Consider the following 13,900-nt stretch of genomic DNA (forward strand, 5'->3'; position numbering starts at 1 on the left):
GAAAAATGAGCACGGATGATTTTTTGAAACCGGAATATTACAAAAACCGGGAACTGAGCTGGATCCAATTTGACGACCGGGTACTGGGGGAGGCCAGAGACAAGACGCTGCCCCTGTTTGAACGGCTGAAATTTCTGAGCATTTCCGCCTCCAACCTGGATGAATTTTTTATGATCCGGGTGGCTTCTCTGAAGGATATGGTCAATGCGGGTTACACGAAGAAGGATATGGCAGGTATGTCTGCCTCGGATCAGCTGGAGGCCATCAGCCAGGATGTGCATGAGCTGGTGAACGTACAGTATTCGACCTTCCTACGTTCCCTAGTTCCGGCGCTGCGCGGCGTGGGGCTGAACTTTATCAAGGAGCATGAGGATCTGCGGCCGGATCAGGCTGAGTATGCAGACCGTTATTTTAAAGAAAATGTGTACCCGGTGCTGACACCCATGGCGGTGGATTCTTCCCGGCCGTTTCCGCTGGTGCGCAACAAGACGCTGAACATCGGTGCGCTGGTGCGTAAGAAGGATCAGCCGGACAGCGAGGTGGAGTTTGCCACGGTACAGGTGCCGTCGGTGCTGCCAAGAATCGTGGAGCTCCCGGCTTCGGATGACGGGGTGCGCAGCGTGATCCTGCTGGAGGAGATCATTGAGCGGAATATTTCCCGGCTGTTTTTAAGCTACGATGTGATCTGCGCCCATCCGTACCGGGTCATGCGAAATGCCGACCTGACCATCGACGAGGATGAGGCCGCCGACCTTCTGAAGGAGATCCAGAAGCAGCTGAAACGGCGGCAGTGGGGCGAGGTCATCCGTCTGGAAGTGGAAGACCGGATGGAGAAACCGCTCTTTAAGATTTTGAAAAAAGAATTCCATGTCCATGAGTCGGAGGTCTACAAGATCAACGGGCCGCTGGATCTGACTTTTGCCATGAAGCTGTATGGTCTGAAGGGTTATGAGGAGCTGAAAGCGCCTGCCCATGAGCCTCAGCCGGTACCGGAGACCATGACAGAGGAGAGTATTTTTGATCAGATCCGTCATGGCGATATTCTGCTGCACCATCCGTATCAGAGCTTTGATCCGGTGGTGGGCTTTGTGAAGCAGGCGGCGCGGGATCCCCAGGTGCTGGCCATCAAGCAGACGCTGTACCGGGTCAGCGGCAATTCTCCGATTATCGCGGCACTGGCCCAGGCGGCAGAGAACGGTAAGCAGGTCAGCGTGCTGGTGGAGCTGAAAGCCCGTTTTGATGAGGAAAACAATATCGTGTGGGCGAAGATGCTGGAAAAAGCAGGCTGCCATGTGATCTATGGTCTGGTGGGGCTGAAAACCCACAGCAAGATCACCCTGGTGGTGCGCCGGGAGGAGGAGGGCATCCGCCGGTACGTCCATCTGGGTACCGGCAACTACAACGATGCCACCGCCAAGCTGTACACGGACTGCGGACTTCTGACGTGTTCCCCGGCCATCGGCGAGGATGCCACGGCCGTATTCAACATGCTTTCCGGTTATTCGGAGCCCATGTCCTGGAACAAGCTGACATTGGCGCCGCTCTGGCTGCGGGATAAGTTCCTGGAGCTCATCGGCAGAGAGCGGGACAATGCGAGAAACGGCCATCCGGCCCGGATCATTGCCAAGATGAATTCCCTCTGCGACCAGGAGATCATTGCGGCGCTCTATGAGGCATCGGCGGCCGGGGTACAGATCGACCTCATCGTCCGGGGCATCTGCACGCTGCGGGTGGGCATTCCCGGTGTTAGCGAAAATATCCGGGTGCGTTCCATCGTCGGCAATTTTCTGGAGCATGCCAGAATCTTTTATTTCCTGAACAACGGCCAGGAAGATGTGTATATGGGAAGTGCGGACTGGATGCCGCGAAACCTGGATAAACGGGTGGAGATCATGTTCCCCATTGAGGATCCTGACAAAAAGGCTGAGGCCATTCACATTCTGGAAATCCAGCTGGCGGATACGTGCAAGGCCCATCTGCTCATGCCGGACGGCAATTATGAGAAGGTGGACCGCCGGGGCAAGGCGGCGCTGATCGCCCAGGATTATTTTGTGGAAGAGGCAAAAGAAAAGGCGAAGAAAAAACAGGAACCGGATGAGACCCATGACCGGGTATTTGTTCCGGAGGAACCCGTCCCGGATGTGGAAGATTAACAGAAGAGGCAAACTGCCTGCTGAGATTATTTCAGCAGGCAGTTTTTAATGATCTCGGCAAAACCGTCATGATCGTTGTCGGCCATGGTCACATAGTCAGCAGCCTCTTTGACCGGTACCATGCTGTTGGCCATGGCAGCGCCGATGGCCGCTTCCCGGATCATGGACAGATCGTTCTCTGAATCTCCGGCAGCCACCGTGTTGGCCACGGGAATGTTCAGGTAATTGCACAGAAAATGCAGGGCATTTCCCTTGGATGTCCCGGCGGGAATGACCTCCAGATAGGTATTGCTGGAAAAAACAAACTGAATGCGGCCCTGGAACTTTGGCTCCACAGCGGCGCGGAAATCCTCCAGCTTCTGGTGATTGTGCAGGTCGATGAGCAGCAGTTTGTTGGGTTCCTTGGAAAGCTCGTCTGTTCCGGCAATGATCTGGCAGGGGGTGTGGGTATGCTCAAAGTAGGAGCGCCCTTCCTCATCGTCCCGCAGGTAGAGCACATGGTTCTCCTCATAGGACTGGCAGTGGATGCCGGCTTTTTCCGCCGCATCGAAAACGGAAAGCACATCGTCCAGGGAAATGGTGCGGTTCATGAGAAAACGCTGTTCCCCGCAGTCATACACAACGGAGCCGTTGAAGCCGATGATATAGCTGCCGGGGCCATCCAGCTGGAGGTCCTGAGCCAGCGGCAGAATGGAAGCCATGGGCCGCCCTGTGGTGAGGACGATGATATGTCCGGCTTCCCGGGCCAGACGGATAGCTTCCCGGTTGGCAGGGGAAATCTCCTTGTTGTTGTTCAGCAGCGTGCCGTCCAGATCGGTAAACAGGATCTTTGTAGGGCAGGCGAGATAGGCTGCCTTCTCCTTTTCCAGCAGCGCCTCCAGCGCCTCGTCACTCTGGCTGATCCACACATCCTCTTCTTCACCGTTCAGGCCAAGGTAAGCGGCCAGAGTGCACGTCTCATCGCTGAAATTCCAGCGGCTCGTATATCGGTCAATGTCCTCGAAGGGGATCTCTCCGAGGAAAAAACGTTCTTTAAAAGTCATAGGATTCTCCTTTTTCATTGCCTGCATACACAGGCCGTTCGTTCGATATTCACCGTTCGTCATTTATGCGAGCATAATGACTCACTTGCGTTCATATTATAGCATGTTTTCTTGACAAAAGGGAAGATATTTCGTATACTGACGATAGATACTTTGACAATCAAAATAAAAAGAGGAATCGAAAATGGGATTGAAAATACTGGGAACGGGCAGCGCCCTTCCTTCCAATATGGTAACCAATGAGCAGCTGACGAAGATGGTGGACACTTCGGACGAGTGGATTGCATCCCGGACAGGCATCCGGCAGCGGCATATTTCCACAGGGGAGACGACGACGGAGCTGTGTGTGCGCGCGGCCAGGCGGGCGCTGGAAAATGCCGGGATGCAGGCGGAGGAGCTGGAGCTGATCGTGGTGGCGACGCTTTCCGGTGACCGGGCACTGCCTAACACCGGGTGCGAGGTGCAGCGAGAATTGAACGCTGTTCATGCGACCGCCTTTGAGATCAATGCGGCCTGCTCCGGTTTTCTGTTCGCGTTGAACACAGTTCAGGCGTATATGGCTGCGGGGCTGTACCGGAAGGCACTGGTCATCGGCGGAGAGGTGCTGTCCAAGCTGGTGGACTGGCAGGATCGGAACACCTGTGTGCTGTTTGGGGACGGCGCCGGTGCCGCAGTGGTGGAGGCAGATCCGGCGCGGATGTATTATTTCGACCAGGGAAGTGACGGCAGCCGGGGAGAGGCGCTGTCCTGTCCGGGAAGACCGTTACGAAGTCCGTTTGTTGCGACAGATCAAGGTTTTGCTCCCTATATCTTCATGGACGGCCAGGAGGTTTTCCGGTTCGCAGTAAAAAAAGTGCCGGAGACGGTGGCGCTGGTTTTACAGAAGGCCGGTCTGACGGCAGAAGACGTGGATCTTTTCCTGCTGCACCAGGCCAACGAGCGCATTTTGCAGGCGGCGGCCAGAAGGATCGGGGCGCCGGTCAGCAAGTTTCCCATGAATATGCAAGCCTGCGGCAATACATCCGCAGCCAGCATTCCGATCCTGCTGGATGAGGCGAACCGCAAAGGACTGCTGAAACGGGGACAGACCGTCGTTCTGTCCGGTTTTGGCGCCGGGCTGACCTGGGGAACCGCTTTGTTTCAGTGGTGATCCTATGAATAAAAATCCTACATTCACAGACAATAGGAAGGACGATTGCGAAAGGAATGTGGGATTTTTTATGGAAAAAAACAGACCGGAAAAGATTTCGAAAAATCTGGAAGAGAATATGAAAATATGTGAGCAGATGCTTGCCATCAGCAAAAGTTTTGACCTGCTGGAACGGAAAATGACAGTGGGCGGTCGGGCGTGCTGCTTTTATTTTGTGGACGGGTTTACGAAGGATGAGGCCATGCTGAAAATCATGGATTCTCTGTATGGCATTGCAGAGGCGGATATGCCGGCCACCGCCAGGCAGCTGGTGGAAGACCATTTGCCCTATGTGGAGGTGGAGCTTCTTGCGCGGTATGAGGATCTGGGGAAAAATCTGTTTGCCGGCGTGCTCTGTCTGTTTGTGGACGGATATGACTGCTGCATTGCCATCGACTGTCGGACGTACCCGGCCAGGGGAGTGGAGGAGCCCCAGAAGGACAAGGTGCTGCGGGGCTCCCGGGATGGCTTTGTGGAGACGCTGATCTTTAATACGGCACTGATCCGCCGCCGGATCCGGGATGCAGATTTCCGGGTGGAGATTCAAAATGTGGGGCGGGCATCCAAGACCGATGTGGTACTGTGCTACATGGATGGGCGGGTGGATCAGCAGCTGCTGGGAGAGATCCGAAAGCGCCTGCAGACCGTGGATGTGGATGCGCTGACCATGAACCAGGAAAGCCTGGCGGAGTGCCTGTACAAACGGCGATGGTACAATCCGTTTCCAAAATTCAAGTACACCGAGCGGCCGGATACGGTGTCGGCCTGTATTCTGGAGGGAAATATTGTTGTTCTGGTGGACAATTCCCCGTCGGCCATGGTCATTCCCACATCCATTTTTGACATTGTGGAGGAGGCGGACGACTATTATTTTCCGCCTATTACGGGCACCTACCTGCGGCTGTCCCGTTTTCTCATTGCCATTGTGACGCTGATCATCACGCCGCTGTTTCTGCTGATGATGCAAAATCCGGAGGTGGTGCCGGACTGGCTGTCCTTTGTCATGGTAAAAGAGGAGATCCATGTGGGGCTGCTGTGGCAGTTTCTCATCCTGGAGCTGGCTGTGGACGGTCTGAAGCTGGCGGCACTGAACACGCCCTCTGTGCTGACAACGCCGCTGAGCATCATCGCGGCGCTGGTGCTGGGAGAATTTTCGGTGAAATCCGGCTGGTTCAATTCCGAGGTGTTGGTCTATATGGCCTTTGTGGCGCTGGCCAACTATACCCAGGCCAGTCTGGAACTGGGGTATGCGCTGAAATTTATGCGGATCATGCTGCTGTTCACCACCCGGCTCTTCGATGTCTGGGGATTCGTGGGCGGCCTCATCGTGGTGATTTTATTTATCTGCTTCAACAAAACCGTGGCCGGGAAGAGCTATATTTATCCGCTGATCCCCTTTGATCCCAAGGAATGTGCACGACGTTTTCTGCGGGTGCGGGTGCCGCACACCTATGAGGAAAAGAAAGGAGAGGGTGGAGGAAAATAATGAACAAATAATGGGATGACTGTTTGAAAAACGGCAGACAAGAAGCGGAATATGCAGTTCAGTATTTACTTGCAGGTGAAGGAAATGGTATAATGATACAGATGAACGAACAGCCTGCGCAGCAAGCAATAAAAGCGCGGTAGCGCGTGTTCGTGAGATGATGAAGAAGAATTTTCGGAATAAAAATAAAGGAGTACGCTGCATATGAGAGAATTCAAAATTTTAACGGATAATACCGCAGATCTGCCGGAAAGCTATATCCAGGCGCATGATCTGACGCTGGCCTGGCTGCCCTATCTGCTGGACGGAGAGACGTACACAAGAGAAAATACGCTGGATTACCCGACTTTTTATGCCAGGATGCGTGCGGGCAGCATGCCCACCACCTCTCAGGTGAATCCGCAGCAGGCAAGAGAGGTACTGGAGGCAGTGCTCCGGCAGGGATACGATGTTCTGTACATCGCTTTTTCCTCCGGGTTAAGCGGCACCTACAACAGCGTGCGTATGGCGGTGGAGGAGTTGTCCGGGGAATATCCCGAGGCGACCATTGCGGTGGTGGATTCTCTCTGTGCATCCCTGGGCGAGGGACTGCTGGTGCACAAGGCTGTGCAGATGAAGGAGGCAGGCAAAAGCCTTGGGGAAATCCGGGAATGGCTGGAGGCCAACAAGCTGCACCTGTGCCATGTGTTTACCGTGGATGACCTGAATCATCTGTACCGCGGCGGCAGAGTATCCCGGACGGCGGCATTTTTAGGGACACTGGCCAACATCAAGCCCATGCTCCATGTGGATGATGAGGGACATCTCATCGCCCTGTCCAAAGTCAGAGGCCGGAAAAAATCCATTTCCAAGCTGGTGGATATGATGGAGGAGCGGCTGGGAGACTGGAAGGACAAAAATGATATCATCTTTATCAGTCATGGGGACTGTATCGAGGATGCCAACCGGCTGAAAGAGCTGGTGGAAGAGCGTACCGGCATCCAGGCGTACCTCATTGATTATGTAGGGCCCACCATCGGCGCACATTCCGGCCCTGGTACCCTGGCATTGTTTTTTATGGGGGAGAAGCGATAATTTATGGCAAAAAAACGCCTTCTTTTTATCGGGGACAGCATCACCGACTGCGGCCATCTGTGGGATTTTCATGAAAAAGCCCTGGGTGACGGGTATGTGCGGCTCATCTCTGAATACATGGAGCGGCTGGATCCGGACTATGAGGTGATCAACTGCGGCTTCAACGGCTTTACCGCCGGAGATCTTTTGCATTACTGGCAGAAAAACGGCAAAGCACTGCGCCCGGATGTGGTGACAGTGCTTGTTGGCGTGAATGACATTGCGGAATATTTTGACATGGATTACACCGGCGGCATGTGGCGGTTTTCCAACGATTACCAGCGGCTGCTGGCAGATATCCGCCGGGAGACGGAAGCAAAGCTGATCCTCATGGAGCCCTTCGTCTTCTTTCACCCGCCCTATCTGCAGCAGTGGCATGTGTATGTCCGGGAGGAGATACGCCTCATCCAGACCATGCAGAAAAAGTATGGGGCGGGCTATGTGCCCCTCTATGATGGCATGATGAAAGCCTGCCGGGAATTCGGGGAAAATGCCCTGACGGTGGACGGCATGCATCTGACCCGGAAGGGCAATGAGCTGCTGGCGGCGCTGTGGACGCAGTCCGTGGTGAAAAAGAGAGGAAGATGGCCGGTGGCGCGTGATGGGCGTATAGAAGTATTTCCACGGCCAGAATGCTGCGGAGGTGCAGAATGTTATTTGGAACGGAGAGGAATGCGGTATGATATTTGAAACGTTTGGCAATAAACAAAATCCGGCGATCCTGTTTTTTCATGCCATGGGCGTTACCGGGGCGAGCAGCGAACCGGTGGTGCGGTATTTGCAGGATCGCTATTTCTGTATCCTTCCTACCTCTACGGTTTACTGTGCCGGGCAGAAATACAGGGGCAAGACCGATGAGGTGCGGCAGGTAGAGGTATTCCTGCGGGCGCAGGGCGTGGAACGTCTGGCGCTGGTCGTTGCCTCGTCCATCGGTGCAGACCTTGCCAGTGCGTTTCTGGCGCAGACCGGGTTATCCGTGGAGCATGTGTTTTTCGATGGCGGACAGTTTGCGCAGATCGGCAAAGGAACCCGCCGTATCATGATGCCCTTTTTGTACCTTGCCATCAAGAGCCTGTACTGGTCCAGGGGCGGTACCCTCAAAAAAATCCTCTGGTGTGAGGATGCGGCCATCAAGCCCTATTTCATTGCGGCTGGCAAAGCGCTGACCTATGGCAATCTGCGCCGGCAGTTATCAGACAGCCTGGAGGAGGGGGCTTTTCTCATGCTTCCGGAAGAACTGCAAAGACATACCTATTTTGCATTTGGAAGCATTGAGGAGCATTTCAAGTATCGGGATGCTGTGATAAAGGCATATCCGTATGGCAATTTCCCGGTGTTCGAGGAACATCAGCATATGCAGTACCAGATCAGAGATCCGAAGGGATTTGCAGATATGCTGTGCTGTATCATAGAGGAGGATCGTTTGCCGGAGCTTCCGTTCATTAGAAAGTGAGAAATGGATATTTTATAAAATAAAGAAAACCCCGGAAATACGGCACATCTCGTATCTTTCGGGGTTTTCGTGATAGTGGAAGTAATGGGGCTCGAACCCATGACCTCTCGCGTGTGAGGCGAACGCTCATCCCAGCTGAGCTATACTTCCATTTCTTTTCTTATTGTATACCTTTTTTGAAAAAAATCAATACCTGACTGAAAAAATATTGCCAGAAAAAACGGCAGCCGGAAAACGCCGTGGACGGTTTCCAGCTGCCGCTTTGCTGTGCAGGCTATCGGGTATTCCTGCCACAGGGATTGTCGCAGGCGCTGCCAGCATGATTTCCGCCTCCGTTTGCGGCGGAGGAGATGGAGCAGTCGAAGGACGGATTGAAGGCATAGAAGTTCCGGGCGTTCAGATCATCCTGGAGCATCCGAAGCGCTTCCTCGAACCGGGCAGGATGGTGTATCACGGAAACAGCAGGAGGTTAATGGCTGTCTGGGACACCGTGGATTCTGGCAGGCCAGCCAGAGATCGGCAGGGACAATCCCTTCATGCGGGGCAAGCACCAGAAAACCTTTCCGGGCGTTTTTCTGCCCGGGGGCGAGGGCAGAGGCGGAGGAACGCGCTTCCTGTTTATCCCGGTAGAAGTAGCAGCCGTTGGTGCCGATGAAGTCCTCCGGCGGATTACAGATAACGGTACCCTGATTTTGGAAAAAGTGAAGGACAGAAGGATCAGCTTTCACGTAAATGGGGTTGCGCAGCAGCTCGCTGAGGCGGGCGGTATTCCAGGGGTGTCCCCGGTGCTTGGCGATGTGATGATTTTCCAGATAGCGGACCACATCGGCAAGGGAGCGGTCGGGATCTGCGTACAGGCGATAGACCAGCAGGATCTGCTGTGCCTCTTCGGGGACAGGCACGTAGCAGGAGGTATGGATGCCCTGAAGCACCGTGTCTGCCAGCTGAAAACCGTAGGGGATCCGGCCGCCCATGTACAGACCCAGGCGGCAGCGGGCATAATAGGCGTCGGACACCCGTTTCTGGATGGTTTCCCGTTCCAGCTGGGCAAACACGATGCAGATGTGGAGCATGGCCCGGCCGATGGGGGTGGAGGTATCGAATTTTTCCGTGGAGGAGACGAATTCCACATGAAAGGTCTGAAACTGTTCCATCATGTTGGCAAAATCGAGAATGGAGCGGCTGATCCGATCCAGTTTGTAGACGATGACCCGGCGGATTTTTCCGGCCTGCACATCGTTCATCATCTGCGTAAATCCCGGACGGTGGGTGTCTTTTCCGGAAAACCCCCGATCGGCGTATGTAAGAAAGGGCGCTCCGTGGGTTTCGTACTGGCAGTAGGCCAGCTGGCTTTCCACGGAAATGCTGTCCTGTTTTTCTATGGACTGGCGGGCGTACAACGCATCATATAACATGGGCAAGGGAAGCCGCCTTTCAATGTTTTCTCTATACCATATGCGGACGGTTTGATAAAAAATGCGGTTGAGGGAAGCGCGATGGCAGAGTATAATAGCTGGAGAATATGCGGAGAAAGGATGGAGAAAACTTTTATGGATATGATCATGCTGGGAACCGGAAATGCTATGGTGACAAACTGCTATAACACCTGTTTTGTGCTGCGGGACGAGAAGGGATATTTTATGGTGGATGCGGGCGGCGGCAACACGGTGCTGCATCAGCTGGAGCAGGCCGGGATTGACTGGCAGGACATTCATACGATGTTCGTCACCCACAAGCATATCGACCATCTGCTGGGTGTGATCTGGATGATGCGCCGGATCTGTCAGGGGATGAATCAGGGAAAATATGCGGGCGAGGCTGTGATCTACGCCCATGAAGAGGTCATCGGCCTTTTGCGGGGTATGGCCGGTGCGCTGCTGCAGAAAAAACAGGCCGCCTGCATTGACAACCGGCTGTATCTTGTTGCAGTGGAAAACGGGGAGAGCCGGGAAATCCTTGGAAAGCAGGTGACATTTTTTGATATCCAGTCCACCAAGGCGAAGCAGTTTGGGTTTTGTATGGAGCTGGGCAATGGAGAAAAGCTCACCTGCTGCGGGGATGAGCCGTACAACGAATGTGAACGGAAATACGCGGAAAACAGCACCTGGCTGCTGCATGAGGCGTTCTGCCTGTACAAAGAGGCAGATATTTTTTCACCCTATGAAAAACACCATTCTACGGTGAAGGATGCCTGCCAGCTGGCGGAGCAGCTGCATGTGAAAAATCTGGTGCTGTACCACACGGAGGATAAAAATATAGCGAACCGGAAAGCGTTATATATGGAAGAAGGACGGCAGTATTATACCGGCCATCTGTACGTACCGGACGACCTGGAGGTGCTGCATCTGTAGGGATCTTCCCGTTTTGCTTCCCCGAAGCGTTGGAAGTGTACGATTTCCCGTTCCCGCAGGAACCGGATGGGGTCTGCCACCTCGGGATCCTTCACCAGTCGGAGGATATTATCGTAGGTGGAGCGGGCTTTCTGCTCCGCAGCCATGTCTTCCATCAGATCGGTGATGGGATCGCCCTTGGACTGGAATTCGCAGGCATTGAAGGGAACGCCGCCGGCGGCCTGGGGCCACAGAGCTGTGGTATGATCCACATAATATTTCTCAAAGCCCGAGGACATGACCTCCTCCGGTGTGATGCCTTTGGTCAGCTGGTAGACGATGGCGCCGATCATCTCGAGATGGCCCAGTTCTTCCGTGCCGATATCGTTTAATACTCCGGCAATTTTTCGGGTAGGAGCTGTATATTTCTGGGACAGATATCGCATGGAAGCAGCCAGTTCTCCGTCAGGACCGCCGAACTGGCTGAGGATCACCTGTGCGATCTTTGGATTGGGCTTTGTGATTTTTACCGGGTATTGCAGTCGTTTTTCATAATTAAACATTTAACATCCTCCTTCCCAGGGAAGCGGGGATGTGGCCCATTCCCAGCTTCTGGCGCAGGCGGGTACCGTGTCGATGGTCAGCGGATAGTATGCCTGCGCAAAGTCCTCCAGTGCCTGTCTGCGAAGCTCGGAATAAGTGTTGAAATATTCCAGCGCCGCCGGATCCTGGGGGTGCGTATCGAGAAACAGTTTGATATCGTCAACGGCAAAGCTTACCATGTTGATCCAGGAGAGCAGGGAAGCTCTGGAGCGTCCAGTTCCATTTCTGTCAGGGATTCCATTCACATCTGACACCCCCGTTTCCCAAGGAAAGGCATATTCAATTCCGGAAAAATCGTTCCGATCTGCAATGCCTTTTCCAGATCATAGACAGAACCGAAATGCTGCCAGGGAACGTATGCCATGGCAATCGGTGTATATTTTTGCATAAAAATGGCTCCTTCCTCACATAAAAAACTCGAAATTCAATAATATATTATGTTGGGGCTCCGCAAATGTGCTATAATGGGGAGCATAAACAGTTGGAAAGACAGGAAACAGGATGAAAGAATATTTTCAGATTCTGAAAAAACTTCGCACAAATTTGATCAATTTGCTCTGCTTTGAGCTTTTATACCGGGCGGCATTGTTTGCTGCTGTGCTCCAGGGGGCGCGGATCTGGTTTAACTATGCGCTGAAACGGATGGGGTACAGCTATCTGACGGCAGAGAATTATCCGGTGTTTATCCGAAACGGCTGGACGCTTGCGGGACTGGCCGTTTTTCTTGTGGTGATCCTTGCGGCACTTTTTCTGGAAATCTGTGTGATCTCCAAGAGCTGGTTTTACGGTTTCGCGGGGCAGAGCCGGGGCATCCGGGAGACGTTTTTCTCGGGCTTTCATCTGTTTTTGTCTCTTTTACGGAAAAATTTTCCGGGCTGTCTGGTGATCTCGGCCATGACCGGTGTTTTTGCCTGTACGCATTTTATGATCCGGGAAGTCATGGATATCAAGATCCTGAATTATGCCCTGCTGCGGATTTATAAATGGGGCAATGACAAATATATTCTGATCGGTGCGCTGGTGCTGTTTCTGATCCTCAGTGTGGCCTCTTTATTTACCGTTCCGGTGATGATCTGCGAGGGAAAAGGGTGCCTGGCGGCGTTTCGAAGGAGCCTGTCGATTTTCCGGGCGCATGTGTGGGAGTGCCTGCGGACGGTGATCCTGTGCAATGCGGCCATCACGGTGGGGATTCTGGCTATTTATTATGTGCTCATGTTCGGCGCGTCGCTGTTTGTGTCCACGTTCTGGGATTCCCATGTGGCTATGGGCGTGCTGTTTTCCTTAAGTGACGGCATCGGCGTGGTGACGGGATTCCTGTCCGGGGTCATCGGCATTACGCTGAATCTGCAGAATATCGTCTGCCTGTATGTGAAGCTGGAGCAGTCCGCAGGAGATCCGCTCTGCATCGGAAGAGCGGAGGAATGTGCTGCTTCCGGGAAGCCCTTTTTTGAAAAACAGCAGAGAAAAGGGGTATTTGCTTTCCTGCTTGTGATCCTGCTGGAAGTTTTTTATGTATATTCGGTGATTTCCAACGGCACCCAGATTTTCCGGGATCTGTATGCAGGCACGCTGGTGACTGCCCATCGGGGCGGAGCCAAGACGGCGCCGGAAAATACGTTGGCATCGCTGGAGGCTGCCATCAATAATTTATCCGATTATGCGGAGATCGATGTGCAGGAGACGAAGGACGGGGAGCTGGTGCTGCTCCATGACAACAATCTGAAGCGTACCACCGGCGTGAACTGGAAGATCTGGGAGACGACGCTGGAGGAAGTGAAGACACTGGATGCGGGCAGCAGTTTCAGTGCGGATTTTGCCGGAGAGCAGGTTCCCACGCTGCGGGAGGCGCTGGAGCTGTGCCGGGGCCGTCTGGAATTGAATATTGAGGTGAAGAACAACCATCACAATGCGGATGTGGCGGTGAAAACTGCTGAGATGATCACGGAGATGGGCATGGAAGATCAGTGCGCCATTTCTTCCATGAGCTATGATTTCCTGAAAGATGTGAAGGAAGTGAATCCTCAGATCCGCACCGGCTATATCATGAGCGTGGCCTACGGAAGAGTGGAGCTGCTGGAATACGCCGATTTCCTGAGCGTGCACTATGACTGCGTCAATGAGCGATTTATGGAGCGTGCCCATGAAGCCGGTAAGGAAGTCCATGTGTGGACGGTGAATTCCCGAAAACTTATGCGGCGCATGAAGGCGCTGGGGGTGGACAATATCATCACCGACCGGCCCGGCGTGGTGCGGGAGATCCTGCTGGAAGACAAGACCCGGGCGGGCTTTTTGGAACTCATGAGATTTGCCATGGAGTGAAAACAGCTGCGCCATGGAGCCTGGTGGGCGGATGCGGTGCTTGCACAGAAATCCGACCGACAGGCTCCATGGGCGGAGCGTCACGTATGAGCAGAAATGAGCTGCAACGCAGCGGAGAGCGCGTAAGCGCGGTTCTGCGAAGAGTGACGAGCCGATAAGCAGAGTGACGATACGTAGCTGTTGGTTTTTCACAGAAATCATGATATAATGA

At 53.7% G+C, this 13,900-nt stretch carries 14 protein-coding genes and 1 tRNA gene; 8 read left to right on the forward strand and 7 right to left on the reverse strand.

Annotated features, from left to right (window positions below; genetic code table 11):
- The first annotated feature begins 5 nt into the window (after nucleotides 1-5).
- Entirely contained in the window at nucleotides 6-2,153 is a 2,148-nt protein-coding gene (locus tag RJD28_07980; GenBank protein ID WNV59391.1) for an RNA degradosome polyphosphate kinase, read from the forward strand.
- Nucleotides 2,154-2,179: 26 nt separating this feature from the next.
- On the opposite strand, the gene RJD28_07985 is transcribed toward RJD28_07980, so the two are convergent.
- The gene (locus tag RJD28_07985) at nucleotides 2,180-3,196 is read right to left on the reverse strand and encodes a Cof-type HAD-IIB family hydrolase (protein WNV59392.1); all 1,017 of its coding nucleotides are present in this window, start codon (nucleotides 3,194-3,196) and stop codon (nucleotides 2,180-2,182) included.
- Nucleotides 3,197-3,380: 184 nt separating this feature from the next.
- On the opposite strand from RJD28_07985, the gene RJD28_07990 reads away from it, so the two are divergent.
- The 5 genes from RJD28_07990 to RJD28_08010 all read left to right on the forward strand — a co-directional run bounded on the left by RJD28_07990 (nucleotide 3,381) and on the right by RJD28_08010 (nucleotide 8,437).
- Nucleotides 3,381-4,346, forward strand: coding sequence for a beta-ketoacyl-ACP synthase III (locus tag RJD28_07990; GenBank protein ID WNV59393.1), 966 nt, complete (start codon nucleotides 3,381-3,383; stop codon nucleotides 4,344-4,346).
- Nucleotides 4,347-4,416: 70 nt separating this feature from the next.
- Nucleotides 4,417-5,871, forward strand: coding sequence for a spore germination protein (locus RJD28_07995; GenBank protein WNV59394.1), 1,455 nt, complete (start codon nucleotides 4,417-4,419; stop codon nucleotides 5,869-5,871).
- 204 nt (nucleotides 5,872-6,075) lie between these two features.
- Nucleotides 6,076-6,945: a DegV family protein gene (locus RJD28_08000; protein WNV59395.1), complete on the forward strand. Its 870-nt coding sequence runs from the start codon at nucleotides 6,076-6,078 to the stop codon at nucleotides 6,943-6,945.
- Nucleotides 6,946-6,948: 3 nt separating this feature from the next.
- Nucleotides 6,949-7,674, forward strand: coding sequence for an SGNH/GDSL hydrolase family protein (locus RJD28_08005; protein ID WNV59396.1), 726 nt, complete (start codon nucleotides 6,949-6,951; stop codon nucleotides 7,672-7,674).
- Nucleotides 7,664-8,437 (forward strand): hypothetical protein, encoded by a 774-nt coding sequence (locus tag RJD28_08010; GenBank protein ID WNV59397.1) that lies wholly within the window; start codon nucleotides 7,664-7,666, stop codon nucleotides 8,435-8,437. The genes RJD28_08005 and RJD28_08010 overlap by 11 nt, the downstream gene beginning before the upstream one ends.
- 76 nt (nucleotides 8,438-8,513) lie before the next feature.
- On the opposite strand, the gene RJD28_08015 is transcribed toward RJD28_08010, so the two are convergent.
- The 3 genes from RJD28_08015 to RJD28_08025 form a co-directional block, all read right to left on the reverse strand.
- Nucleotides 8,514-8,587 (reverse strand) — tRNA-Val (locus RJD28_08015).
- Nucleotides 8,588-8,711: 124 nt separating this feature from the next.
- A complete protein-coding gene (locus RJD28_08020) occupies nucleotides 8,712-8,852 on the reverse strand; it encodes a hypothetical protein (GenBank protein ID WNV59398.1) in 141 nt (46 codons plus the stop codon).
- Nucleotides 8,839-9,852: a recombinase family protein gene (locus tag RJD28_08025; GenBank protein WNV59578.1), complete on the reverse strand. Its 1,014-nt coding sequence runs from the start codon at nucleotides 9,850-9,852 to the stop codon at nucleotides 8,839-8,841. Before RJD28_08025 ends, RJD28_08020 begins: the two co-directional genes overlap by 14 nt.
- 135 nt (nucleotides 9,853-9,987) lie before the next feature.
- On the opposite strand from RJD28_08025, the gene RJD28_08030 reads away from it, so the two are divergent.
- On the forward strand, nucleotides 9,988-10,788 hold the full coding sequence (locus RJD28_08030; protein WNV59399.1) for an MBL fold metallo-hydrolase: 801 nt from the start codon (nucleotides 9,988-9,990) through the stop codon (nucleotides 10,786-10,788).
- On the opposite strand, the gene RJD28_08035 is transcribed toward RJD28_08030, so the two are convergent.
- The 3 genes from RJD28_08035 to RJD28_08045 form a co-directional block, all read right to left on the reverse strand.
- Complete coding sequence (locus RJD28_08035) at nucleotides 10,737-11,330, reverse strand: manganese catalase family protein (protein ID WNV59400.1); 594 nt, start codon at nucleotides 11,328-11,330, stop codon at nucleotides 10,737-10,739. The genes RJD28_08030 and RJD28_08035 overlap by 52 nt on opposite strands.
- Nucleotides 11,331-11,549 carry a spore coat protein CotJB gene (locus tag RJD28_08040; GenBank protein WNV59579.1) on the reverse strand — a complete coding sequence of 73 codons (219 nt, stop codon included), beginning with the start codon at nucleotides 11,547-11,549 and terminating at the stop codon, nucleotides 11,331-11,333.
- A gap of 62 nt (nucleotides 11,550-11,611) precedes the next feature.
- Complete coding sequence (locus RJD28_08045) at nucleotides 11,612-11,758, reverse strand: spore coat associated protein CotJA (GenBank protein ID WNV59401.1); 147 nt, start codon at nucleotides 11,756-11,758, stop codon at nucleotides 11,612-11,614.
- 113 nt (nucleotides 11,759-11,871) lie between these two features.
- On the opposite strand from RJD28_08045, the gene RJD28_08050 reads away from it, so the two are divergent.
- Nucleotides 11,872-13,689 (forward strand): glycerophosphodiester phosphodiesterase, encoded by a 1,818-nt coding sequence (locus RJD28_08050; protein ID WNV59402.1) that lies wholly within the window; start codon nucleotides 11,872-11,874, stop codon nucleotides 13,687-13,689.
- Nucleotides 13,690-13,900 lie beyond the last annotated feature (211 nt).

The organism is Oscillospiraceae bacterium NTUH-002-81 (assembly GCA_032620915.1).
Classification (GTDB): Bacteria; Bacillota; Clostridia; order Lachnospirales; family Lachnospiraceae; genus JAGTTR01.